The organism is Streptomyces sp. NPDC008139 (genome assembly GCF_042957025.1).
GTDB lineage: Bacteria > Actinomycetota > Actinomycetes > Streptomycetales > Streptomycetaceae > Actinacidiphila.
The window spans coordinates 75,139-97,983 of record NZ_JBIBHM010000014.1 but is presented as its reverse complement, the minus strand read 5'-3'; the positions used below and the strand labels follow the sequence as shown (position 1 = coordinate 97,983).

At 71.7% G+C, this 22,845-nt stretch carries 15 protein-coding genes; 10 read left to right on the top strand and 5 right to left on the bottom strand.

Annotated features, from left to right (window positions below):
• Positions 1 to 169: 169 nt before the first annotated feature.
• The 6 genes from ACFZBB_RS27785 to ACFZBB_RS27760 all read left to right on the top strand — a co-directional run bounded on the left by ACFZBB_RS27785 (position 170) and on the right by ACFZBB_RS27760 (position 8,127).
• Positions 170 to 2,563 (top strand): polysaccharide lyase family 8 super-sandwich domain-containing protein, encoded by a 2,394-nt coding sequence (locus ACFZBB_RS27785; RefSeq protein ID WP_391127757.1) that lies wholly within the window; start codon positions 170 to 172, stop codon positions 2,561 to 2,563.
• 40 nt (positions 2,564 to 2,603) lie between these two features.
• On the top strand, positions 2,604 to 4,151 hold the full coding sequence (locus tag ACFZBB_RS27780) for a glycoside hydrolase family 88 protein (RefSeq protein WP_391127754.1): 1,548 nt from the start codon (positions 2,604 to 2,606) through the stop codon (positions 4,149 to 4,151).
• Between the two features lie 199 nt (positions 4,152 to 4,350).
• The gene (locus ACFZBB_RS27775) at positions 4,351 to 5,586 is read left to right on the top strand and encodes an alpha/beta fold hydrolase (RefSeq protein WP_391127751.1); all 1,236 of its coding nucleotides are present in this window, start codon (positions 4,351 to 4,353) and stop codon (positions 5,584 to 5,586) included.
• Between the two features lie 121 nt (positions 5,587 to 5,707).
• Positions 5,708 to 6,556, top strand: coding sequence for an oxidoreductase (locus ACFZBB_RS27770; protein WP_391127748.1), 849 nt, complete (start codon positions 5,708 to 5,710; stop codon positions 6,554 to 6,556).
• Entirely contained in the window at positions 6,556 to 7,170 is a 615-nt protein-coding gene (locus tag ACFZBB_RS27765) for a TetR family transcriptional regulator (RefSeq protein ID WP_391127745.1), read from the top strand. The genes ACFZBB_RS27770 and ACFZBB_RS27765 overlap by 1 nt, the downstream gene beginning before the upstream one ends.
• A gap of 114 nt (positions 7,171 to 7,284) precedes the next feature.
• Complete coding sequence (locus tag ACFZBB_RS27760) at positions 7,285 to 8,127, top strand: GntR family transcriptional regulator (RefSeq protein WP_391127742.1); 843 nt, start codon at positions 7,285 to 7,287, stop codon at positions 8,125 to 8,127.
• On the opposite strand, the gene ACFZBB_RS27755 is transcribed toward ACFZBB_RS27760, so the two are convergent.
• The 5 genes from ACFZBB_RS27755 to ACFZBB_RS27735 are packed head-to-tail and all read right to left on the bottom strand — an operon-like array spanning position 8,019 to position 15,428.
• A complete protein-coding gene (locus tag ACFZBB_RS27755) occupies positions 8,019 to 11,132 on the bottom strand; it encodes an alpha-mannosidase (RefSeq protein WP_391127739.1) in 3,114 nt (1,037 codons plus the stop codon). The two genes, ACFZBB_RS27760 and ACFZBB_RS27755, sit on opposite strands and share 109 nt — an antisense overlap.
• A 58-nt stretch (positions 11,133 to 11,190) precedes the next feature.
• Positions 11,191 to 12,396: a glycoside hydrolase family 76 protein gene (locus tag ACFZBB_RS27750; RefSeq protein ID WP_391127736.1), complete on the bottom strand. Its 1,206-nt coding sequence runs from the start codon at positions 12,394 to 12,396 to the stop codon at positions 11,191 to 11,193.
• A gap of 14 nt (positions 12,397 to 12,410) precedes the next feature.
• Entirely contained in the window at positions 12,411 to 13,220 is an 810-nt protein-coding gene (locus tag ACFZBB_RS27745; protein WP_391127733.1) for an ABC transporter permease subunit, read from the bottom strand.
• 1 nt (position 13,221) lies between these two features.
• Positions 13,222 to 14,172 (bottom strand): ABC transporter permease subunit, encoded by a 951-nt coding sequence (locus tag ACFZBB_RS27740; protein ID WP_391127730.1) that lies wholly within the window; start codon positions 14,170 to 14,172, stop codon positions 13,222 to 13,224.
• Positions 14,169 to 15,428 carry an extracellular solute-binding protein gene (locus ACFZBB_RS27735; protein ID WP_391127727.1) on the bottom strand — a complete coding sequence of 420 codons (1,260 nt, stop codon included), beginning with the start codon at positions 15,426 to 15,428 and terminating at the stop codon, positions 14,169 to 14,171. Before ACFZBB_RS27735 ends, ACFZBB_RS27740 begins: the two co-directional genes overlap by 4 nt.
• A 313-nt stretch (positions 15,429 to 15,741) precedes the next feature.
• Here ACFZBB_RS27735 and ACFZBB_RS27730 point away from each other — a divergent pair, with 313 nt between their 5' ends.
• From ACFZBB_RS27730 to ACFZBB_RS27715, 4 genes are all read left to right on the top strand, one after another.
• Positions 15,742 to 17,436: a class I mannose-6-phosphate isomerase gene (locus tag ACFZBB_RS27730; RefSeq protein ID WP_391127724.1), complete on the top strand. Its 1,695-nt coding sequence runs from the start codon at positions 15,742 to 15,744 to the stop codon at positions 17,434 to 17,436.
• Entirely contained in the window at positions 17,433 to 18,446 is a 1,014-nt protein-coding gene (locus tag ACFZBB_RS27725) for an ROK family protein (RefSeq protein WP_391127721.1), read from the top strand. The genes ACFZBB_RS27730 and ACFZBB_RS27725 overlap by 4 nt, the downstream gene beginning before the upstream one ends.
• 61 nt (positions 18,447 to 18,507) lie before the next feature.
• Positions 18,508 to 19,512 (top strand): substrate-binding domain-containing protein, encoded by a 1,005-nt coding sequence (locus tag ACFZBB_RS27720; protein WP_391128047.1) that lies wholly within the window; start codon positions 18,508 to 18,510, stop codon positions 19,510 to 19,512.
• 139 nt (positions 19,513 to 19,651) lie between these two features.
• Positions 19,652 to 22,741, top strand: coding sequence for a glycoside hydrolase family 38 C-terminal domain-containing protein (locus tag ACFZBB_RS27715; protein ID WP_391127718.1), 3,090 nt, complete (start codon positions 19,652 to 19,654; stop codon positions 22,739 to 22,741).
• Positions 22,742 to 22,845: the final 104 nt, after the last annotated feature.

Genomic DNA, 22,845 nt, shown 5'->3' with positions numbered 1-22,845 from the left:
TGACCGGCCGTCGGACGCTCAGCGGTCGGCGCGGAGCCCCGTACTAATACGTATTATCCCTTGACTTCCGGGAATCCGGAAGCCACGATCCCTCACGGCGCCGAGCGTCTCCCGATCGGCCGCGCCGCTCCCGTGGCCGATGTCCTCCCCCCAACCGTGAGGGTGCTCCATGTCCGTTGACCACTCGTCCCGCGGCCTCACCCGTCGCTCCGCCCTGTTGGCCGGTGCCGCGCTGGCCCCCGCCTGGTTCCTCGGCGCCGCCGGCGCCGCGCCCAGTCGCGCCGCCGCGGCGACGGCCTCGGACTTCGCGACGGTCCGTACCCAGTGGGGCAACACGCTGATCGGCAGCTACGACGCCTCCGACCAGGTGATCTCCGCCTACGCGCAGGCGATGGCCGACACGGCGAACGGCCTGTGGTCGACGCTGAACACCGCCAACTCCCGCACCTACCTGTGGGCGGACCTGAACAGCTCCACCGTCTCGGCCGTCCAGCGCGACGTGATCGGACGGCTGCGCCAACTCGCCCTCGCCTACGCCTCGCCGGGCTCGTCGCTGTCGGGCAACGCGACGCTCCTGGCGGACCTCACATCCGCACTCGACTGGTTCCTCGCCCACAAGTACGGCGTCACCGCGCGGTACGACAACTGGTGGGACTTCGAGATCGGCATACCGCTGGCCCTCAACGACACCTGCGTCGCCCTGTACGACCACCTCTCGGCGAGCCAGATCTCGACCGCGATGGCCGCGGTCACCCGCTACGCGCCCGACCCGACCAAGGTCAACGGTGGGACGGCCACCGGAGCCAACCTCAACTGGAACTGCGCCATCGCGACCGTGCGCGGCGCGCTGAGCCAGGACGCGGCCGTCATCGACAGCGCCATGGCGGCGATCGCGCACCTCTTCCCGTACAGCACCAGCGGCGACGGCTTCTACCCCGACGGGGGCTTCATCCAGCACTCGGTCCACGCCTACAACGGCTCCTACGGCGTGTCGCTGCTCCAGTACCTGACCTACCTGCTGGTCACCGTGCAAGGCACCCCGTGGGCGGCGACAACGGACCAGGTGCAGCGCGTCTACACCTGGACGCAGGCGAACTACCGGCCGTGGATCTACCGCGGTGCGTTCATGGACATGGTGCGCGGACGGGCGCTCTCCCGCTTCTACGAGACCGACCACCGTATCGGCCGCCTCACCACCGCCACCCTCCTCCAACTCGCCCGCGTCTTCCCGGCCGACCAGGCGCTCACCGTCCGGTCGCAGGCCAAGGGCTGGATCAGCGCGGACACCTACCAGGACTTCTTCGCCTTCGACGCGGCGCCGCTCGAACAGGTGCGGATCTCGTCCATCGCGCTCGGCCGCGCCGTCGTCGCCGACAGCGCCATCCCGGCGGCGGCGGAGTCCACCACCTCCGTCGTGTCGACCTCGATGGCGCGGATCGTGCACCGGCGGCCCACGTTCGCCTTCGGCATCGCGATGGACAGCACGCGGATCAAGCCGTACGAGTCCGCGAACAACGAGAACCTCCAGGGCTGGTACACCGGCGAGGGCGCCACGTACCTCTATCTGCCCACGCAGCCCGGTCACTGGGTGAACGGGTACTGGCCGGCCGGGGACAAGTACCGGCTGCCCGGCGTCACGCTCGACACCAAGACCCTCGCGCTCGGCGCGAACCGCGGTTCCACCAACACCTGGGCGGGCGGCGCGCTGCTGGACGGGAACGTGGCCGCCGGTATGGGGCTGTCGTTCGCCGTGCAGACCCTCAAGGGCCACAAGTCGTGGTTCTGCGTCGACGACGTCGTCATCTGCCTGGGCGCCGGGATCACCAGCGACGACGGCCATACGATCGAGTCGGTCATCGAGAACCGCAACACCGGCCCCAACGGGCAGGCGAACATCCACGTCGATGGCAACGTTGTCCTGTCCACGCCGAGCAATACGCCGACGGTGGTCCAGCCGCGGTCGATCTTCGTGGACAACCTCGGCGGCTATGTCTTCCCGGTCGGCGGCCACGTCACCCTCCTGCGCCAGGACCGCACCGGCAAGTGGACCGACATGGACCACCGCGGCGTCTACGACGACACCGCCGCGTACACCCGCAGGTTCGTCACCATGTGGGTCGACCACGGCGTGAGCCCGACCGCGGGCAGCTACCGCTACATCCAACTGCCCGCCGCCACCTCGGCCCAGACCTCGGCGTTCGCGGCGTCGAACGATGTGACCGTCGCCTCGAACACCGCCGCCGTGCAGGCCGTCAGCCGCTCCGGCTCCGGCGTGGCCATGGCCAACGTCTGGCAGGCCGGAGCGCCCAAAGCCGCCGGAATCCAGGTCGACAGGACCGCCTCGGTCGTCACGCACCGGACGAACGGAACGCTCAGCGTGGCCGTGAGCGACCCGACCCAGCAGCTCACCGGGTCGGTCGTCGTCACCGTCGACGGCGCCGTCTCGGCCGCCACCTCCGTCGACCCCGGGGTGACCGTCCTCGCCACAGCGCCCGACCTCCGCCTCTCGGTAGCGGTCGCGGGAGCGGCCGGAAAGACCTTCGTCGCACGCTTCACCGTCTGACAGCCGGCGGCCCGCCAGCCCGCGAGAAAGGAAGTCGCACATGCGCATGAGGGCTTTAGCAGTGGTGATCGGCATGCTCGTCGCGAGCTACGGCGTGACGTCGGGCTCGGCGCACGCGGCGTCATCGCTCTACGAGGCGGAGAACGCCACCGTCTTCCACGGCACGGTGGACCGCGACCACCTGGGATACACCGGGACCGGCTTCGTCAACACCGCCAACGAGGTGGGCGCGTACGTCGAGTTCAGCGTGAGCGCACCGGCCGCGGGCGGCTTCGCGCTGGCCCTGCGCCACGCGAACGGGACGGGGGCGGGACGCGCCGGCACCGTCAGCGTCAACGGCACGGTGATCTCCGCACCGGCCTTCGCCGCGACCACGGACTGGAACACCTGGGCAGTCACCCGGATACCGGTGACGCTGCGGGCGGGAACCAACGCGATCCGCGTGACCGGCACCACGGCGGGCGGCCTGCCCAACCTCGACTCGCTGACCGTCTCCGACCCGCGGAGCACGGACTGGGCCGACGCGCTGGTCGACTCCACCATGCAGCGGTACACCCCCGCGACCGTCGGCGGCTGGAGCTACCCGGTCGCCCTCTACCTGATGGGGCAGTACCAGGTCGCCCAGCACACCGCGGACCCCGCGCGCCGGGCGGCCCTGATCGCGTACATCAAGGCGTGGGCCGACCGCTTCGTGGACGCCTCGGGGCACATCGGCATCACCTTCAACAGCCTGGACAGCATGATGCCGGGACAGGTGATGATCGCCCTGTACCGCGAGACCGGTGAGGCGAAGTACGGCCTGGCCGCCAAACAGATCCACGACCGGCTGCTCCCCGGCGCCGGGTACCCGACCACGAGCGACGGCGGCTTCTGGCACGCCAACAGCGCCGACCGGGCCAACCAGCTCTGGTCCGACGGCACCTTCATGGCCGACCCCTTCATGGCGCAGTACGGCAGGTACATCGGCGACAGCGCGCAGTCCTACGACATCGCGGCCAAGCAGCTCGTGGTCTACGCCAGCCATCTGCAACAGGCGAACGGGCTGCTGAAGCACGCCTACGACGCGTCCAAGGCGGCGACCTGGTCCGACCCGAACAGCGGCCTGTCCTCCGAATACTGGTGCCGCGCCGTCGGCTGGTACGGCGTCGCCGCCACCGAGATCCTCGACCTGATCCCGGCCGACCACCCGCTGCGGGCCCAGTTGACCGCGACCGTACGCGATCTGGTGCGCGGCATCGCCGCCTACCAGGACCCGGCCAGCGGTCGGTGGTTCCAGGTCGTGGACAAGGGGAGCAGCGCGGGGAACTGGACCGAGACGTCGTGCTCGGCGATGTTCACCCTGACCGCCGACGCGGCGATCAAGCGCGGATACGTCCCGGCCGCCACGTACCAGGCCACGGTGGACGCCGGAAAGCGCGGGGAACTGGACCGGATCTCCCTGCACAGCGACGGCCTGACGTATCTGACCTCGATCTCGGTCGGCACCAATGTCGGGGACTACGCGTATTACACCGCCCGCTCCCGGGCCACGAACGACTTCCACGGGCTGGGCGCCTTCCTCTACTTCTTCGAGCAGGTCAACGGCTGAGAGCTCTGCTCCCGCGAGCAGATCCGCGGCAGACCTCCCCGCCCATGAGCGCGCGCGAGCCCGCCTCAGTTCCGTGCGCCCGCGGGCCCGTGGGCGGGGGAGTGGCGGTGGAGCGCCGTTCCCGGTTCTGGAACGCTACGACCGTCGGCCCGACAGGCCGACGGCGCAGCTCTCTTCGACCCGGTAAAGGAATGACGCCATGACCACCGCGCACGCCATCGCGCTGGAGCCCACCGCGATCCATGTGGCCGACCGCGTCCTCGACGACCTGCGCACCCGTCTCGAACTGACCCGTCCGCCGCTGGACGAGGGGAACGAGGACTGGTCGTACGGCGTCCCGGCCAGTTATCTGCGGGAGTTGGTCGCCTACTGGAAGGACGGCTACGACTGGCGGGCGGCCGAGCGCGCCATCAACGCCTACGAGCACTACCAGGTGGAGGTCGCCGGTGTCCCCGTGCACTTTCTGCGCAAGCCGGGGCGCGGCCCCCGCCCGATCCCGCTGATCCTCACCCACGGCTGGCCGTGGACGTTCTGGCACTGGTCGAAGGTGATCGACCCGCTCGCCGACCCGGCCGCCTTCGGCGGCGACCCCGCCGACGCCTTCGACGTGATCGTGCCGTCCCTGCCCGGCTTCGGTTTCCCCGGCCCGCTCACCGGCCTCCCCGACGTCAACTTCTGGAAGGTCTCCGACCTCTGGCACACCCTGATGACCCAGACCCTGGGATACGAGAAGTACGCCGCCGGGGGCTGCGACATCGGCGGGATCGTCACCAGCCAGCTCGGCCACAAATACGCCGACGAGCTGTACGGCATCCACATCGGCTCGGGGCTGCCCCTCGACTTCTTCACCGGCCCCCGCGCCTGGGACTTCGCCCGGAACCGGCCCCTCACCGACGACCAGCCCGCCGACATCCGCGCGCGCATCATCGAACAGGACCGCCGCTCGGCGACCCACCTGGTGGCGCACATGCTCGACGGCGCCACCTTGGCCCACGGGCTGAGCGACTCACCCGCGGGACTGCTCGCCTGGCTGCTCGAACGCTGGAACGCCTGGAGCGACAACGGCGGCGACCTCGAATCCGTCTTCACCAAGGACGACCTGCTCACCCACGCCACGATCTACTGGGTCAACAACTCCATCGCCACGTCGATGCGGTACTACGCCAACGCCAACCGCTACCCCTGGACCCCCGCCCACGACCGCACCCCGGTCGTCGAGACCCCGGTCGGCCTCACCTTCGTCACGTACGAGAACCCGCCCGGCATTCACTCCGCCGCCGACCGCGTCCGGGCGTTCAAGACGGGGCCGCAGTCCCGCTGGTTCCACCACGTCAACGTGAACGCCCACGACCACGGCGGCCACTTCATCCCCTGGGAGAACCCCGACGCCTGGGTCACCGACCTCCGCGGCACCTTCCGCACGCGCAGGCCTTGAGCGCCGGGCGATCTCTTCCCCGGACGGCAGAATCGACACGGCGGGGATAAAAATCGACACGGTGTAGACTTTTTGGTGTGGGAGCACCTCGGCTCCCCGCGAGACTGTCGAGGAGGAGCACATGGAGACGCGGAACTGGCTCATCACGGGCGTCAGCACGGGCCTCGGGCGCGCTTTCGCCCAGGCCGCCCTGGCCGCCGGGCACACCGTCGTCGGCACCGTCCGCTCGGAGAAGGACCTGCTGGCCTTCGAGGAGCTGGAATCCGGGCGCGCGCACGGCCGCGTCCTGGACGTGACCGACGGCGACGCCGTCACGGCCGTGGTCGCCGAGGTCGAGCGGAGCGTCGGCCCGCTGGACGTCGTCGTCGCGAACGCCGGCTACGGCCTGGAGGGCACGTTCGAGGAGACGCCGCTGGCCGAGGTGCGGCGGCAGTTCGAGGTCAACGTGTTCGGAGCCGTGGCCACCTTGCGGGCGGCGCTGCCCCCCATGCGGCGCCGTCGTCGCGGACACCTGATGGCCGTCACCTCCATGGGCGGGCTCATGGCCGTCCCCGGCATGTCCGCCTACTGCGGCAGCAAATTCGCCCTGGAAGGCATCCTCGAAGCGCTGGGCAAGGAGGTCGCACAGTTCGGGATCCATGTGACGGCGATCGAGCCCGGCTCCTTCCGCACCGACTGGGCCGGACGGTCCATGACGCGCGCCGAGCAGTCCATCGACGACTACGACGAGCTGTTCACCCCCATCCGCGAAGCGCGGCGGAAGGCCAGCGGGAACCAACTGGGCAACCCGGCCAAGGCCGGAGAGGCGGTCGTGCACATCACGTCGGTCGACCGGCCGCCCGCCCACCTCGTCCTGGGCTCGGACGCGCTGCGCCTGGTCGCCGCCGCGCGCACGGCTGTGGACGAGGACATCCGCGCATGGGAGACGCTGTCGCGTACGACCGACTTCGCCGAGGGCGCTCAGCTCTGATGCCCGGCCACGAACCCGCCCGAGGCCGCCGGACCGCCGAACGCAAGGGCGATGTCCGGGAGCGCGCCATCCTCGACACCTGCGAGGCACTGCTGGCGACCAAGGGCCACGAGGCCATGACGGTCGCCGACATCGCCCGGGGCGCGGGCATCACCCGCGGCGCGCTGTACTTCTACTTCGGCTCCAAGCAGGAAGTGGTCACCGCGCTCGTGGCCAGAACGGTCGAGCACCTGTGGGAGCGGTCCAGGACCACCGCCCAGGCCGACGAACCGCGCCAGGCCGTCGCGGCGGCCATGCGGCGCACGGTCGAGCTGTGGAACGCGCACGGCCTGGTCATGCGCACCGCGATCGACCTGTCCCTGACCGTGCCGGAGATCGGCGAGCTGTGGAACCACACGGCCGACCTCTTCATCACGGCCATCACCGCCGTCCTGGAACGCGCCGGAATCACACCGGGCACCGCGCCCCACCAGTCCTCCGCCCTGGCCCGCGCCCTGTGCTGGATGATCGAGCGGACCTTCTACCACGCCTCGCGGGAGTCCCCGGAAAAGCTGCGCGAGGCGTCCGCGACCTGCGAACACATCTGGCTGACCACCGCCGGCCTGACCGTGTGAGCCCTCCGCGGCGGACCGCGGGGTCCGGTACCGAACCCCGTGCGTCACGGCGAGTCCTGTGTGCCACGGGAGAGCCAGGAGCTGACGACGCGACGGGGCGGTTGTCGTTGTGCCGTGCACTGTGCCCGTGGCATCGACCATGGTTCCGTCGTCCCGTTCTACCACCGGCTCAAGCAGCTGATCATCGAGGACATCGCGGCGCGTGGACTCGAACCGGGCGACCGCCTGTCCGGCGATTTCCAGTTGTGCGAGCGCTACGGCGTGTCCCGGACCGTGGTGCGCCAGGCGCTTCAGGGGCTCGAACGCGAGGGCGCGGTCATCCGGGAGAAGGGCCGCGGCACCTTCGTCGCCGACCGTAAGTCGTCCGAGGGCTTCGGTCACGCGATGATCGGGCTGTTCGAGGAGGACGCCCGCCGGCCGAACGCCGTCAACGACGACGACGTCCTGGTGCCCCTCCGGCACACCAACGGCGTACGCACCCGGCTGTGGATGAGCTCCCTGGCGGCCCAGGACCGCCCGCGCTTCCTGCTGCGCGGCGCCCGCGGCTCGCACCGCACCTTCGGCCTCGACCTGCAGGAGGTCCAACTGCGCCCCGGCGACGCCGACGTCGGGGTCAAGCCCGCCGAACCGCGCGGCGAGATCGCCGCCGGCGCCGCCCCCCCGCCCGGTCCCCACCCGCCCCGGCTCGTACGAGACCTGCTACTCCGAGCTGGCAACAGCCCGGCGCACCGGCACCCCACCGCCCGTCGACCCGCGCGAGAGCGTCGCCGTACTCCGCGTCATCGAGGCGGCCCGGCACGCGGCATCCGCCGACGCGGGACCGGTCCGCGTCGGCGGCCCGCCGCCGGTCAGGCTTCCGTGACCACCAGCAGCGCCGCCGTGCCCCTGGGGGCGAGCCGTACGCGGAGCGTGCCGTCCGGGTCCGGGGTGACCGGCTCGCCGTTCTCGCCGAGGTAGGAGCAGCGCAGCGCGGTGGTGTACGGCGGTGTCAGGGTGACGGCGGCTGCCACCGGTCGGTCGGCGAAGGACTGGAGGCGGATCAGGAACGCGTCGGGCTCGTGGGGCAGCAGCCCCACGACCCGGACCTCCGGGTGGTCCACCGAGACGAGGGACGTCTCGGCCGCGCCGCCGCCGACGGCGCCCGTGGCCCGTACCGCGAGCAGGGGGTGGCCGGGGTCGGAGGCGCGCATGCCCAGGGCCGCCGCCGACGCCGGGTCACCGCCCCGGCGCACCGCCACGCTGTAGCGGAAGGTCTGCTCGAAGGCCTGCTGGCTGGGGAAGTTGGTGTCCCAGATGTTGTTGTGGACCCAGGAGTACAGCGTCCCCGGCTCCTGGCCGGGCACCGACGGCGGGTAGGGCACGTACGGGACGGCGATGTTGCCGTGCTGGAGGAGCGGCGCGTCATGGGTGGCCCAGCCCACGGCGGTGTCGCCCTGCGCGAGCGTGACCCAGCGGCGGATCGCCCGCATATGGAGGGCGGAGCCGGGGACCAGCGGCAGGCCGGTCCCGACGACGCCGCCGCTGGCCTCCATCCGGACCACCGGGGCGTCGAGCGCGAAGGGGAAGGCGAAGAAGGCGCTCTCCTTCGTCATGGTGGCGGGTTTCGCCAGATGGTTGGCGATGTCGAGCCGGGCGACGCCGTGCGGCAGTGTGACAGTGGTGCGAAGCCGCGCCGCGCCCGGCGGCACGCACTCGTACACCAGGGTCTCGGCCACCGCCGAGGAGGTGCGCTCCACCAGTACGGACGCGGGCGCCACCTCGCGCCCGGCCAGCAGGTGCATGGAGTCGTCGGCGACCGTCTTGCTCGACTGGTGGTTGAAGCCGCCGGCTGTGGCGTACCGGTCGTAGACGTATCCGTTGAAGCCGAACACCGCGTCGTCCGCGACGAGTTCGGCGCCGGTGGCCTTGTCCACCACGGACGCGATACGGCTGCGGCGCAGGTCGACCCGGACGGCCAGGAAGTCGTTCTCCAGCACGGCGCCGTCCGGCACCGTACTCTCCGGCACGTCACCCTCAACAGAAACCGGGTCGGCCTGCGTGACATCCAGCCGGACCGTACCCAGCGGCGGCACGTCCGCCACCGTCACGTGCAGATGGCGTCCGGCGGCCCGGTGCAGCGGATTGGTCTGCGGCTCGCAGACCACCGGCAGGTCGCGGCCGTCGCGGCCGTCCGTCACCCGGACCGGCCGGTCCAGCGGCAGCACGCTCTCCGGCAGGAAGAAGCGGACCACGTCGGTGCGCTTCCGGCCGCGGGTGTTGACGACATGGAAGCTGGCGCGGGCGCCCTCGCCCACCGGCAGCGCGGAACCCAGCCGGTGTCCGGCCCGCTCCAGCAGCGCGAGGGCCCCGTCGTGGGCCCGTACGGCCTGCCCGTACTTCCAGTGCCACTGCTGCTCCCCGGACCGGTGCCCCCGGCAGCCGTACGTCCAGGGGTCGCCCGCGCCCCAGGTGTGCTCGTTGAACAGGGACGCCGCCCGGTAGACCTCGGCGGTGTCCGCGGCCGGGGCCGGTTCGCCCTCGGCGCCGCGCAGCTCGGCCAGCGTGTCCAGCGTCTGGGCGTCGGTGAGCGCGGACTGGGCGGCGCGGTTCATCGCCATCGGCGCCGCCCCGGCGCCCACCCCGTCCACCCACCAGTCCGACCAGTCGCCCTCGAACGTCTCCAGCCGGTCGCCCAACCGGGCTTCGGCGTCGGCGAAGAAGTCCTCGTGCCGGGAGAGCCGCAGCCGGGGGTAGGCCCACGTCTCGTTCCAGCGCCGTACTGTCTCGGCGGCCACCAGCCGCGGCGGCCCGTTGTCGGCGAAGGTGCCCAGCACCCGCAGGTGCAGCAGGTCCCACGGATACGGGTCGGCCTCGTAAGGGGCGTCGAGGATCGGGTAGCCGGGGACGCCCTTGCCCTGGTGCGGCACCGGATGGGCGGCCAGCGCCGTCAGATAGGCGGGGAAGAGGTCGTCGACGGCCGCCGCGGACTCGTCGAAGCCGATGATCGAACCCTCCATGTACGCCAGCCCGTGCGGAGTGTCGGTCCGCCACACCAGCACCGAGCGCCCGTCGCCGGCCCGCCAGCGGAACAGCCGCGGCAACCGCGCCCCGCCGACCAGGTGCGGGACGGCCCGCCCGGCCCAGTTGTGCGCCACCGACAGGCCGCGGATGCCGTGCTCGACGAGCGCGTCCTGGAGACCGACCACCTGACCCGGCACGTCGGTCTGCATCGCCGTGGTGAGCGGCACCCCGTGACGTTCCCTGATGGCGACCGCGTCCCGCAGCAACTCGTGGAGTTCGTCCACCGAGCAGGTCTCGCTGTGCAGGTTGAACGGCAGCGCGGTCAGCTCGATCCGGCCCTCGTGGACCCGCCGGACGAATTCGGCGACCTGCCCCGGCGGCCGGTGCGCGGCCCAGTCGGTGAAGGTCGACAAGCCCTCCACCGACCAGCGGTAGCGCGCCGGTTCCGGCCAGTCGTCGGTGGCCCGGATCAGCTCAAGGCAGGTGTCGAGCGCCGCGCGGCCCTCGGCCAGCACCGTGCCCTGCGGGTCGGTGTAGCCGATGTCCAGGTGCGCGTGCTGGACCAGGTGCACGGTCCAGTGCCGCTGCGGGCGCAAGGTCAGCGGCAGCGGCTCGGGAAGCCCGAGCCCCGGCAGGTCGAGTGTCGCGGACACCTCCGCGTCGACCTCCGGCACCAGCACCCGTACCGCACCGGCAGGGCCGTCGATCACCTCGCAGTCGACCGGGGCGCCGTCGGCGACCCGCAGTACCGCGCGGGTGACAGGCGCCGGCGGGGCCGGAGCGACGTCGACCCGGACCGACTGGGTCAGCCCGCCCGAGGCGGTGCGCCGCAGCAGCGGCTCGGGGGACAGCCGGACCGTCGTCCCGCCGTGCTGGTGGACCTGGGCGACGGCGCGCTCGCGCAGCGCGTCGCGGGCGATGGCGGAGTCCCACCACGAGGGGCGGGTGTGACCTGAGGTCATCGGATGCGTGCTTCCTTGGCGTGGGTGTGCGGTGGGCCGGGGGCGGGCGCGGTCGCCGTCAGGTGGTGCGGTCGTAGTCCCTGGGGTCCCACGCCAGCAGCGAGAAGAGCTGGACCGCGGCGGACTGGTTGAGCGTGGCGACCGGCTGGGCCGGGTCGGGGGCGCCGCCGTTGCTCGCCTGGAAGCGGAACAGCCCGCTGGCCGGGTCCCGGTTCTGCTCCCACAGCCGGTCGGCGTAGTCGCTGAGGACCTGGCGGTACCGCGGGTCGTGGCGCTGGGAGTCCAGCAGGAGCAGGTCCTGGAAGAGGAAGGAGTTGAAGATGGCCGGCTGGTCGTACAGCCGGTCGTCCGCGGTCCAGTAGGCGAGCGCGCCGTCGGCGTCGCGCACCGCCTGGTCGAGGTACGCGCGGCGGCCGGTCGCGCGGTACAGCTCGGTGGCGGTGCCGATCATCGCGCCCGAGTTGTACGTCCACAGCGTGGTGTTGACGCTGCCGTTGTCGTCCCGGTCGTTCCGGTAGAGGCCGGGGGACTGCTGGAGGCAGGTCCTGTTCCAGTCGTACGCCTTGCGCGCCCAGTCCAGATACGTCGGTTCCTTGGTGATCTGGTACAGCCCGGCGGACAGTTGGGCGAACAGGCCGGTCACGTTCGCGGCCCTGATGGTGTTGGCGTCGGTCTCGACCCAGTGCATGCCGCCGGGGCAGGTCTTGGCGGCGTCGTCGTCCCAGGCGCGGGTGTCGGTGGTGAAGGCCGCGCGGGCCTTGGCCAGCATCGCCCGGTCGCCGTCGGCCCGGTACTGCGTCAGGAACGACAGGCCGACCACCGCGTTGTCGTCGAAGAACAGGTCCCCGCCGGTGCCCAGCGGGGCGGACGGGTAGGAGGCGTAACCGGGACGGGCCGGATCGGTGGCCGCGTACCGCGGGAGGGCGGCGAAACGGTCCGCCACGTCCTTGCGGTACCGGCCCGCGTTGTGCGGGGTGTTCCGCAGATACACCGTGGCCTGGGTGGCCTCGCGGAACTCCCACAGGTACGAGTAGGGGTTGCCGCCCGGCGCCTGCGGGGTGGTCTCCCGGTACAGATGGTGACCCGCGGGGCCGAGGTAGAGGTCGCGCTGGAGCGCTTGGTAGCTCGCCTCGGCGCGTCCGGCCCAGTCGGTGGTCCGGTGGCCCTCGGCGTGCGCGGCGGGCGCGGCGAGCAGACCGGCCGCTGCGGTGGCCAGCGCGGTCAGCAGCAGACCGGCCCGGCGGGCGGTACGCGCTGTTGTCATGGCAGGACTCCCTGTCAGGCGTTGAGTTTGAGGCTGGAGACGAAGAACCGCTGGGAGAGGAAGAAGATGACGACGGTGGGCAGCGACACCACCAGCGCGCCGGCCAGCACCACCGGCGGACCCACGTTGGAGTAGTTGCCCTGGAGGTCGGCCAGGGCCGCCATGATCGGCCGGATGTTGCGGCTGGTGGCCAGTGTGATGCCGAACAGCAGGTCGTTCCAGACGGCGACGAACTGGAAGACGAAGGCGGCGACCATCGCGGACTTCGACAGCGGCACGTAGATGCTCCAGAACAGCCGCCACCAGGACGCCCCGTCCAGCCGGGCCGCCTCGATCACCTCGGACGGCAGCGTGGCCGCGAAGTTCCGCAGCACGAAGAAAGCGAACGGGATGGCGATCGCGATGTAGATGATCACCATGCCCATCTGGGTGTCGTACAGACCGGTGTTGGCGTACGCCAGGAACAGCGGGCGCAGGAAGACCTGGAGCGGCAGCAGGGTGCCCGCGTAGATCAGCCAGAACCACAGGGCGCGGCGCCGCACCGGCATGATCGCTGCGGCGAACGCGGCCAGCGAGGCCAGCAGGACGGCACCGGCCGAACTGGCCACCGCGTAGTAGAGGCTGTTGGCCATGGCGGGACCGAGGTCGGCGAGATTCCACGCCGCGCGGATGTTGGAGAACAGACCGAAGCTGTTGGGGTACCAGCGCGGACTGCCCGAGTAACTGCCCACCGACGTCAGCCCGTTGACCAGCAGCAGATACGTCGGGACGAACCAGAGCAGCGCCACCAGGACGACGACGGTATTGCGGATGACTCTGCTCATGTCACACCTTGCCCTGGGTCGGTACTTGTCGGCGCAGATACGTCCAGGACGCCAGCAGCACGATGACCGTCAGCAGTACGGCGATGGCGGCGCCCGCTCCCGGCCGCAGGAACAGGAAGGTCTCCTGGTACATGGACACCGCCAGCGTCTCGGTGGCCCGGCCGGGACCGCCCTGGGTGAGGACGAAGATCAGGTCGAACGCCTTGAGCCCGTTCACCAGGCTCATCCCGATGACGATGATCGACACCGGACGCAACTGCGGCAGGACGATATGGCGGAAGCGCGCCCACGGCCCGGCGCCGTCGAGCGCCGCCGCCTCCAGGGTGTCCGGCGCGATGCCCTGGAGTCCGACCATGAAGAGGATCACCGCGACGCCGGTCGCCTGCCAGGAACTCGCGATGATCATCACGATGGTGTTGCCGGGCCAGCTCAGCAGCCAGGTGCCGGTCAGGCCGCCCAGATGCAGCCCCCTGAGCGCGCCGTTCACCGCTCCGTCGCTGGTGAGCATGAAATTCCACACCACCGCGACCGCGGAACCGGAGATCGCGTACGGGATGGTCACCGCGAGCCGCGCCGCGCGGCTCCACCGCGTCGCGTCGGTGAGCATCGCGATCAGCAGGCCCATGCCGGTGGGCAGCACGATCGCGCCCACCACCCACATCAGGGTGTTCTCCAGGGACTTGAGCAGATTCGGGTCGGTGAAGAAGGCGCGGTAGTTGGCGAAACCGTTGAAGGTCGAGTGGGTGTAGTCGCTGAAGAAGCTGCGATAGAGCGTGTAGCAGAACGGCGCGAGCAGGACCGCGGTCACCAACAGGGCGGCGGGCAGCAGGAAACCGCCGGCCATCAGCCGCTCCTTGAGCTGCGCCGCCGCCCGTCCCTTCGCCGCGGGCGGCTTCGGACCGCCGGACGGCAGTCCGCGCCGCGCACGGATCGAATCGGTCGTCGCACTCATGAGCCGCCCTTCCGCCAGATGTCCCACTCCTTGCCCGCGCGCTTTTGCATCGAGCCGAGCGTCGAGCGGACCGCGGTGGGATGGATCATGAAATTGCCCAGGTCGAGGATGTTCCCCTGGATCAGATTGGGCGGACTCGCCTCGTTGTAGCGGGTCAGCAGCGTCCGGTGATTGCGCTTGATGTCCTGCTGCACGCCCTCGATCACCGGGTTGGACGCGGGCACCGTCGGGTTCGCGGAGCTGTCCTGGAGGAAGTCCGACCACACCCGCTGCACCCTCGGGTCCAGCCAGTGGGAGACGGCGGCGATCCCGCCGTCGTGGTTGGCGGCGCGGCTCGGCACCGCGAAGACCCCCGACTCGGCGATCACCGACGGCTTGGTGCCCTCGTGCACCGCGGGCATGATGAACGCGCCGTAGTCGGTGCCCGGTGTGAGTCCGGCGGCGCCGATCGCGGCCGACTCCCAGGTGCCGTGCAGGAACATCGCCAGCTTCCCGGCCTTCATCCGCGCCGGGCCGTTGGCGCCGTCGAAGTCGGGCGCGGTCATCCAGCCCTTGGCGTAGAAGTCCCGCCAGAGCGTGAGCGCCTCCACCGCGGTGTCGTCGGTGTACTTCGCCTGTCCGTTGACCAGCCGCGTGTAGAAGTCCGGGTCGATCTTGCTGACCAGTTCCTCGAACCACTCGAACGCCGGCCAGACGCCGTTCTGCGTGGCGAGGAACGGCGTCACACCGTTCTTCTTCAGCACCTCGGCGTTGTGGGTGAACTCCGCCCAGGTGGCGGGCTCGCGCAGTCCGTACCTGGCGAACACCGGCTTGGCGTAGAAGAACACGTACGACGACTGGTACAGCGGGATGCCGTACACCTTGCCCTCGTAACTGACCGCCGGTTTCAGCTCGGTGGAGACCCAGCCGCGCTGGACCGCGGCCTCCCACGGGGCGCCGAGTTCGGTCAGACCGCCGGAGCGGGCCAGTGAGTACAGCGGATAGCCCGACGCCCACTTGACGACGTCGGCGGCCCGGTTGGTCTGCACCGAGGTGTGGACCACCTCCTGGTAGGAGGTGGTGGAGGCGTTGGACAACGGGCGCAGGTCGTAGCCGCTGATCCGCTTGAGCACCGCGCCGGCCTTCTTGTAGCCGTCGGACCAGGTGGCGTTGTCGTTGTAGAGGTTCGCCGCGCCGGGCACGCTCGTGGTGGAGCTGCCCCGGGCGCAGCCGGCCAGCGCCACCGCCAGCGCGAGACCCCCGGCGCCTGCCAGCACTCCGCGGCGGGTGGGACCGTCTGGGGGGCTCGTCGAGCCGTCGGGCTCCGCCCTGTCATCAGCGCGGCCAGGTTGCATCGACCTGTCCTTCCGTCATCTGCCGTCCTGTGCGACCCCGGCGGGAAACAGCCGCCGGGTGCACGACCGCCTTGAAGGTAACGGTAACAATGAGGGGTGGCAAGGGTTCATCTGTCGGAAACCCGAAAATGCCGTGTGGAGCGCCGTTGATTGTCGCCGGATTGAGACCGGTCGCTGGCGATGGGTTATGGTACCGATACCGTATTGAGTGACCCGAACGACGAAAGGTGTCCCCGTGCACCACGACGGCAGTGGCCTGCCCTACCAGCCCAATCCGCGCTACGACGCCGTCGGGGCACGGCCCCGGCGCGGCTGGGCGGCGGCCCTGGCCGAACTGCCGGAGCCCAGAGGCGTCCTGGCCGTGGACGGCCCATGGGCGCTCGACTGGGACGCCGTGCGCGCGGGCCTCGCGGCGGCAGGCCCCGGCCTGTCCTTCGTGGACATCCGCTCCCACCTGGCCCCCTGGTCGCAGATCGAAGCGCTCGGCGCGTCGGGACCACTGGCCGACGACCCGCACTTCGCCGCCTTGTCCGAGGCGGCCCTCGCCGACTTCTTCGGCCCCTTGCCCACCCTGGAGGCCGGTGACGGGCTCACCGTCGTCTACGGCCCCGGCGCCGCGCTCGTCGCACACGACGTCCTCTGGTACGCCGATCTGCCCAAGCGGTACGCCGAGGCGGCCGTCGCCGCCGGTACCGTTACCAACCTCGGGCAGCGGGAGGGCGCGGCGCGGAACCGCCGGCTGTTCTACATCGACTGGCCGGTACTCGACCGGCACCGCGACGGCCTCGCCGACCGGATCGACCGCTGGCTGGACCTCCAGGACCCCGCGGGACCGGTGTCACTGAGCGGCGCCGCCCTGCGGGCCAGCGCCGCGGACCTCACCGGCCGCCCCTTCCGTACCCGCCCGACCTTTAACACCACGCCGTGGGGCGGCCAGTGGGCCCGCCGCGAACTCGGCTTCAACCCCGAGGGCCCGAACACCGCGCTCGGCTACGAACTCATCGCCCCCGAGTCCGGGATCCTCATCGGCGACGACACCGCCCAGGTCGAGATCCCCTTCCAGCTCCTCGTGGCGCTGCACCCCGAGCGCGTCATGGGCCCGCGCGTCCACGCCATGTTCGGCAGTTCCTTCCCCATCCGCTTCGACTACCTCGACACCGTGGCCGGCGGAAACCTCTCCGTGCACTGCCACCCGCAGCCCGACTACATGAAGGACGTCTTCGGCTGGCCGTACACCCAGCACGAGACGTACTACCTGATGGTCGGCAGCGAGCAGAACACCGTCTACCTCGGCCTGCGCGGCGACGCCGACGTCGAGGAATTCCGCGGCCGGGCCCACGACGCCGACTCCGGCGGGAACGCCTTCGCCATCGAGGAGTTCGTGCAGACCTTCCCCGCCACCCCGCACCAGCTCTTCCTCATCCCCGGCGGCACCCCGCACGGCAGCGGCAAGGGCAATGTGGTGCTGGAGGTCAGCGCCACCCCGTACCTCTACTCACTGCGGTTCTACGACTGGCTGCGCCGCGACGCCCGGGACCGGCAGCGCGCCGTCCACGTCGAGCACGCCTTCCGCAACCTCGACACCGAGCGGACCGGCGAGGCCGTCGGCCGGGACCTCGTCCAGGCCCCGCAGGTGGTGCGCAAGGGCGACGGCTGGCGCGAGGAGGTCATCGGGCAGCTCCCCGAGATGTTCTTCGTGGTCCACCGGCTCAGCGTCCGGGGTGCGGCCACCGCCCCGGACAGCACCGAAGGCCGCTTCCACGTGATCAACGTCGTCGAGGGCGAAGGCGTCCTGGTCCGCACCGAATCCGGCGCGCGGCACCGCCTGGGATACGCCGAGACGCTGGTCGTACCGGCCGCGGTCGGCGCGTACACCCTGACCGGCACGGGTGCGGGCGAGACCAGGATCGTGAAAGCGTTCGTGAAGTGAGCGAGCGGGGAGGGAACACCGGCGCCGGGGGAGACGTGTACCGCGGCGCCGGGACAGAGGCCGACTCCGGGGCGGAGGACGGCGTGGACAAGGACGCCAGGGGTACGGACACGGGCCGGTCGGTCCCCGTCCTGGAGGTCGGCGGCACCCATGTGACCGCCGCGCTCGTGCGGCTCGGCGGCGCGCGCTCCCGAGTGCTCGCCTCCCACCGCGAACCCCTCGACGGCCACGCGGGCGCCGACCGGATCACCGCCACCTTGCTGCACGCCGCCCACGCCCTGCCGTCGGCGCCGCCCGCCCGCTGGGGCGTCGCGCTGCCCGGCCCGTTCGACTACGCCCGGGGCATCGCCCGCTACCGGGGCGTCGGCAAATTCGACGCGCTCGAAGGCACCGACCTCGGCGCGCTGCTGCGGGCCGGTCTGCCGTCCCGCACCGGGGCGGTCTTCCTCAACGACGCGGAGGCGTTCCTGCGCGGCGAGTGGGCGGAGGGCGCGGGCCGCGGACACGCCAGAGTCGTCGGCATCACGCTCGGAACCGGAGTCGGCTCCGCCTTCCTGCACGACGGCGCGGCCGTCAACGACGGCCCGACCGTACCGCCGGAAGGCCGCGCCGACCTGCTCACCCACCACGGCGCCCCGCTGGAGGACCGGGTGTCCCGGCGGGCCCTGATCGCGGCCTACCGGCAGGCGTCGGGACGCGACCTGGACGTACGGGAGATCGCCGCCGAGGCCAGGGGCGGGGACGGCGCCGCCCGCCGGGTGCTGGACGACGCCTTCGCCGTCCTCGGCGAGACGCTGGGCCCGTGGCTGCGCCGCTTCGGTGCCACCGCGCTCGTGGTGGGCGGTTCGATGACCGGCTCCTGGGACCTGATCGGTCCGGCACTGACCGCGGGGCTCCCCGGCGACCTCCCGCCGCCGCTGCCCGCGGCCCGGCCGGCCGAAGCCGGGCTGATCGGCGCGGCGCGGTACGCGGCCGAGGTTCCGGAAGACAACGATGCCTCTATTCTCTAGTCAACGAGCCGAGAGGGAGACCACCGTGGCCGGCGCGCCGCTCACCACCGCACCACCGACCATGAAACAGGTCGCCACCCTCGCCGAGGTCAGCGCGATGACCGTGTCCCGCGTCCTGCGCGGCGACACCGGGGTGTCGGCGGACAAACGCGCACGCGTCGAGGCCGCGGTACGGCAGCTCGGCTACCGGCCCAACGCTCTGGCCCGCAACTTCCGGCACGGACAGGGCACCGGCACCATCGGCCTGATCGTCACGAACCTCGCCAACCCCTTCTACGCCCGGCTCGCGCTCGGCATCGAGGCGGCGGTCGCCGAGGAGGGCCTGCGGGTGATGATCACCAACACGGCCGGTGACGCGGGCCGCGAGCGCGACGCCGTCCGGGACTTCTCCGCGCGCCGGGTCGACGGCGTGATCCTCGTACCGGCGGGGGCCGACCAGGCGTATCTGGCCGAGGAGTTGCCCACCTCCCTGCCCGTGGTCACCGTCGCCCGCCCCCCGGCCGGATTCGAGGCGGACTGCGTCCTGGTCGACGACTTCGGCGGCGCGTACGCGGCGACCAGCCGACTGCTGGCGGCAGGACACCGCAGGATCGGCTTCCTCGGCAACCCGCCGTCGGTGTACACCGGTTCCGAGCGCTACCGCGGCTACAGCGCGGCCCTCCACGAGGCGGGCATCGACCCCGACGACGCCCTGGTCAAGCGCGGCCAGGAGGATCTCGCCTCGGCCGAGGCGGCGGCGGCCGAACTGCTCGCGCTGCCCGCGCCGCCCACCGCGGTGTTCTGCACCAACAACCGCAACACCCTGGGCGCCTACCGGGCGTTGCGGCACCACGGCGCCAGCGCGACGCTCGCGGGGTTCGACGACTTCGACCTCGCCGACGTGCTCAGCGTGCCGGTGCTGGTGGTGGACTACGACCCCGACGAGATCGGGCGCCGCGCCGCCCAGTTGCTCGGCGAGCGCCTGGCCCGGCAGGGCGCCGGAGCGCTGCCGCCGCGCCGGGTCGTGGTGCGCACCACGATCATCGCCCACGGAGAGGACCGCGGCCCGGACCGGGACGTGTCCTAGTCGCGCGCCGCCGGAGCAACGCGCCCCGGAAGCAGGCGCGTTGCCCGTCCGGAGCCTCACGGTCCCCGAGCCCCGCTCCCACTCCGCCACGCCCGTAAGCCATTCGACCCGGCCGCCCACCACACCCCGGAGCCCGTACATGCACGACGACCGCAGCCTCATCGAGTCCCGCCTGGAACGCGTCCTCAACGAGCGCGTCCGCCCCGCGGTGTACGGGGAGCGGGTGCCGCTGACCGTCGGCATCTGGGACGCGCCCGACGAGCCGGTCCCGGTGGCCGAAGGCATCGCTGCGGCCCGCCGGCCGATCGCGCCCGGCGAGCCGTGGGGTCCGCCGTGGGGGACGAGCTGGCTCACCGTCAGCGGTACCGTGCCCGAGGCGTGGGCGGGCCGCACCGTCGAGGCGCTGCTGGACCTCGGCTTCGAGCGGGACACCCCCGGCTTCCAGTGCGAGGGCCTGGTCTACCGGCCGGACGGCACCCCGGTGAAGGGCCTCAACCCGCGCAATCAGTGGGTGCGTGTCGGCGACCCCGTCACCGGCGGCGAGCAGATCCTGCTGCACGTCGAGGCCGCGGCCAACCCGATCGTGCTGGACACCCCGCCCTTCCGCCCGACCGCTTTGGGCGACAAGGCGACGGCGGGCCGCGCGTCGCAGTACGTCCTGGGCCGGATGGACCTGGCCGTGCTGGACCGCACGGTCTGGGAGCTCGTGCAGGACCTCGAAGTGCTGGGCGAGCTGATGCCCGAGCTGCCCGCCGACTCGGCCCGCCGCTGGGACATCCTGCGCGCGGTGGAACGGGCGCTCGACGCGATCGACCTCCAGGACGTCGGCGGCACCGCCGATGCGGCCCGAGCCCTGCTGGCCGACGTGCTGGCCGCGCCCGCGCACGCGTCGGCCCACCGGATCAGCGCGGTGGGCCACGCGCACATCGACTCCGCGTGGCTGTGGCCGCTGCGTGAGACCGTCCGCAAGGTGGCCCGTACCACCGCGAACATGACGGCCCTGATCGAGGACGAGCCCGACTTCGTCTACACCATGTCCCAGGCGCAGCAGTACGCCTGGATCAAGGAGCACCGCCCCGAGGTCTACGCCCGGGTCCGACAGGCCGTCGCCGACGGGCGGTTCGTGCCCACCGGCGGAATGTGGGTCGAGTCGGACACGAACATGCCCGGCTCCGAGGCGATGGCCCGTCAATTCGTGCACGGCAAGAGGTTCTTCCTGGACGAGTTCGGCATCGAGAGCGACGAGGTGTGGCTGCCGGACACCTTCGGCTTCGCGGCCGGGCTGCCGCAGATCATCCGGGCGTCCGGGTCGAGTTCGCTGCTGACCCAGAAGATCTCCTGGAGCCGCACCAACTCCTTCCCGCACCACACCTTCGCCTGGGAGGGCATCGACGGCAGCCGGGTCTTCACGCACTTCCCGCCGATGGACACCTACAACGCGGGCCTGGAAGGCCGCGAAGTCGCCCACGCCGCCCGCAACTTCAGGGAGAAGGGCATGGCCGGGCGGTCGCTGGCGCCGACCGGGCTGGGCGACGGCGGCGGTGGTACGACCCGCGAGATGATCGCCAAGGCCGCTCGGCTCCGCGACCTGGAGGGTTCGGCCCGGGTGGAGTGGGAGTCCCCGGCGGAGTTCTTCGCCAAGGCCCGCGCCGAGTACCCCGAACCGCCGGTCTGGGTCGGGGAGTTGTACCTCGAACTGCACCGCGGCACGCTGACCAGCCAGGCGGGCACCAAGCAGGGCAACCGCCGCAGCGAGCATCTGCTGCGCGAGGCGGAACTGTGGTCCGCGACCGCCGCCGTACGGGTCGGACTGCCCTACCCGTACGAGGAGTTGGACCGGATCTGGAAGACGGTGCTGCTGCACCAGTTCCACGACATCCTGCCCGGCTCGTCCATCGCGTGGGTGCACCGCGAGGCCGAGGCGACGTACGCCGCCCTCGCGGTGGAGCTGCGGTCGATCATCGACGCCGCCCAACTCGCTCTGGCCGGTGCGCCGTCGCGGGAGGGGGACCAGGAGGGGGAGGGTGCCCTGGTCTTCAACGCGGCCCCGCACGCCCGCGGCGGTGTCCCGGCAGGGGGCGCCGCGCGCGTCGCCGACCGCGGCGCCGACGGGACGGTCACCGCTTCGGCCCGCCCCGGCGGCGGCCACGTACTGGACAACGGCCTGCTGCGGGTCGAGATCGACGACCGCGGCCTGGTGGTGTCGGTCCACGACCTCGCCGCGGACCGCGAGACCCTCGCCGAGGGGCGCCCGGCCAACCTGCTCCAACTCCACCCCGACTTCCCCACCATGTGGGACGCCTGGGACGTGGACGCGTACTACCGCAACACCGTCACCGACCTGACCGCCGCCGACCGCGTCGAGGTGACCGCCGCGACGGCCCACGCCGTCACCGTCCGGGTCGAGCGCTCGTTCGGCCACTCGCGCGCCCTGCAGGACCTCACCCTCACCGCCGGGCACAAGCGCCTGGACGTCTCCACCGAGGTGGACTGGCGCGAGACGGAGAAGTTCCTGAAGGTGGCCTTCCCGCTGGACGTCCACGCCGACCGCTACGCGGCCGAGACCCAGTTCGGCCACGTCTACCGGCCCACCCACACCAACACCAGTTGGGACGCCGCCCGTTTCGAGGCGTGCAACCACCGATTCCTGCACCTCGCGGAGCCCGACTGGGGCGTGGCCCTGGTCACCGACTCCACCTACGGCCACGACGTCACCCGCTCCACAAGCGGCAGCGCCCCCGGCGCCGCCGTCACCGTGCGCCTGTCCCTGCTGCGCGCGCCCCGCTTCCCCGACCCGCAGACGGACCAGGGCGTGCACCGTTTCCGCTACGCCCTGCTTCCCGGCGCGTCCATCGGCGACGCCGTCCGCGAGGGGTACGCCATCCATCTGCCCGAGCGCCGCGTGCCGGGCGCCACCACGGTCGAACCGCTGGCGACGGTCGACCACGAGGGCGTCGTCGTCAGCGCTGTGAAGCTCGCCGACGACGCGAGCGGCGACATCGTCGTACGCCTCTACGAAGCCAACGGCGCCCGGACCCGCACCACCCTCACCCCCGGCTTCGCCCTCCACACCGCCACCCCCTGCGACCTGCTGGAACGCCCCCTGGCCGACCAGCCGCCCGCCGAGATCCGTGACGGCGCGGTGGACCTGCGCCTGCGACCGTTCGAGATCGTCACGCTGCGCCTGACCCCCTCGACGGACACCGCGCCGCCCCTGTCCGACCACTGACCCGCCCGTCGTCGGCACCGCCCGCCTTCGACTTGCGCTTTACGCCGCGTCAACTTCTACGGTCGTCCATGTGGCCGGAACGACCGGCCGGCGAGGGGAGGCAG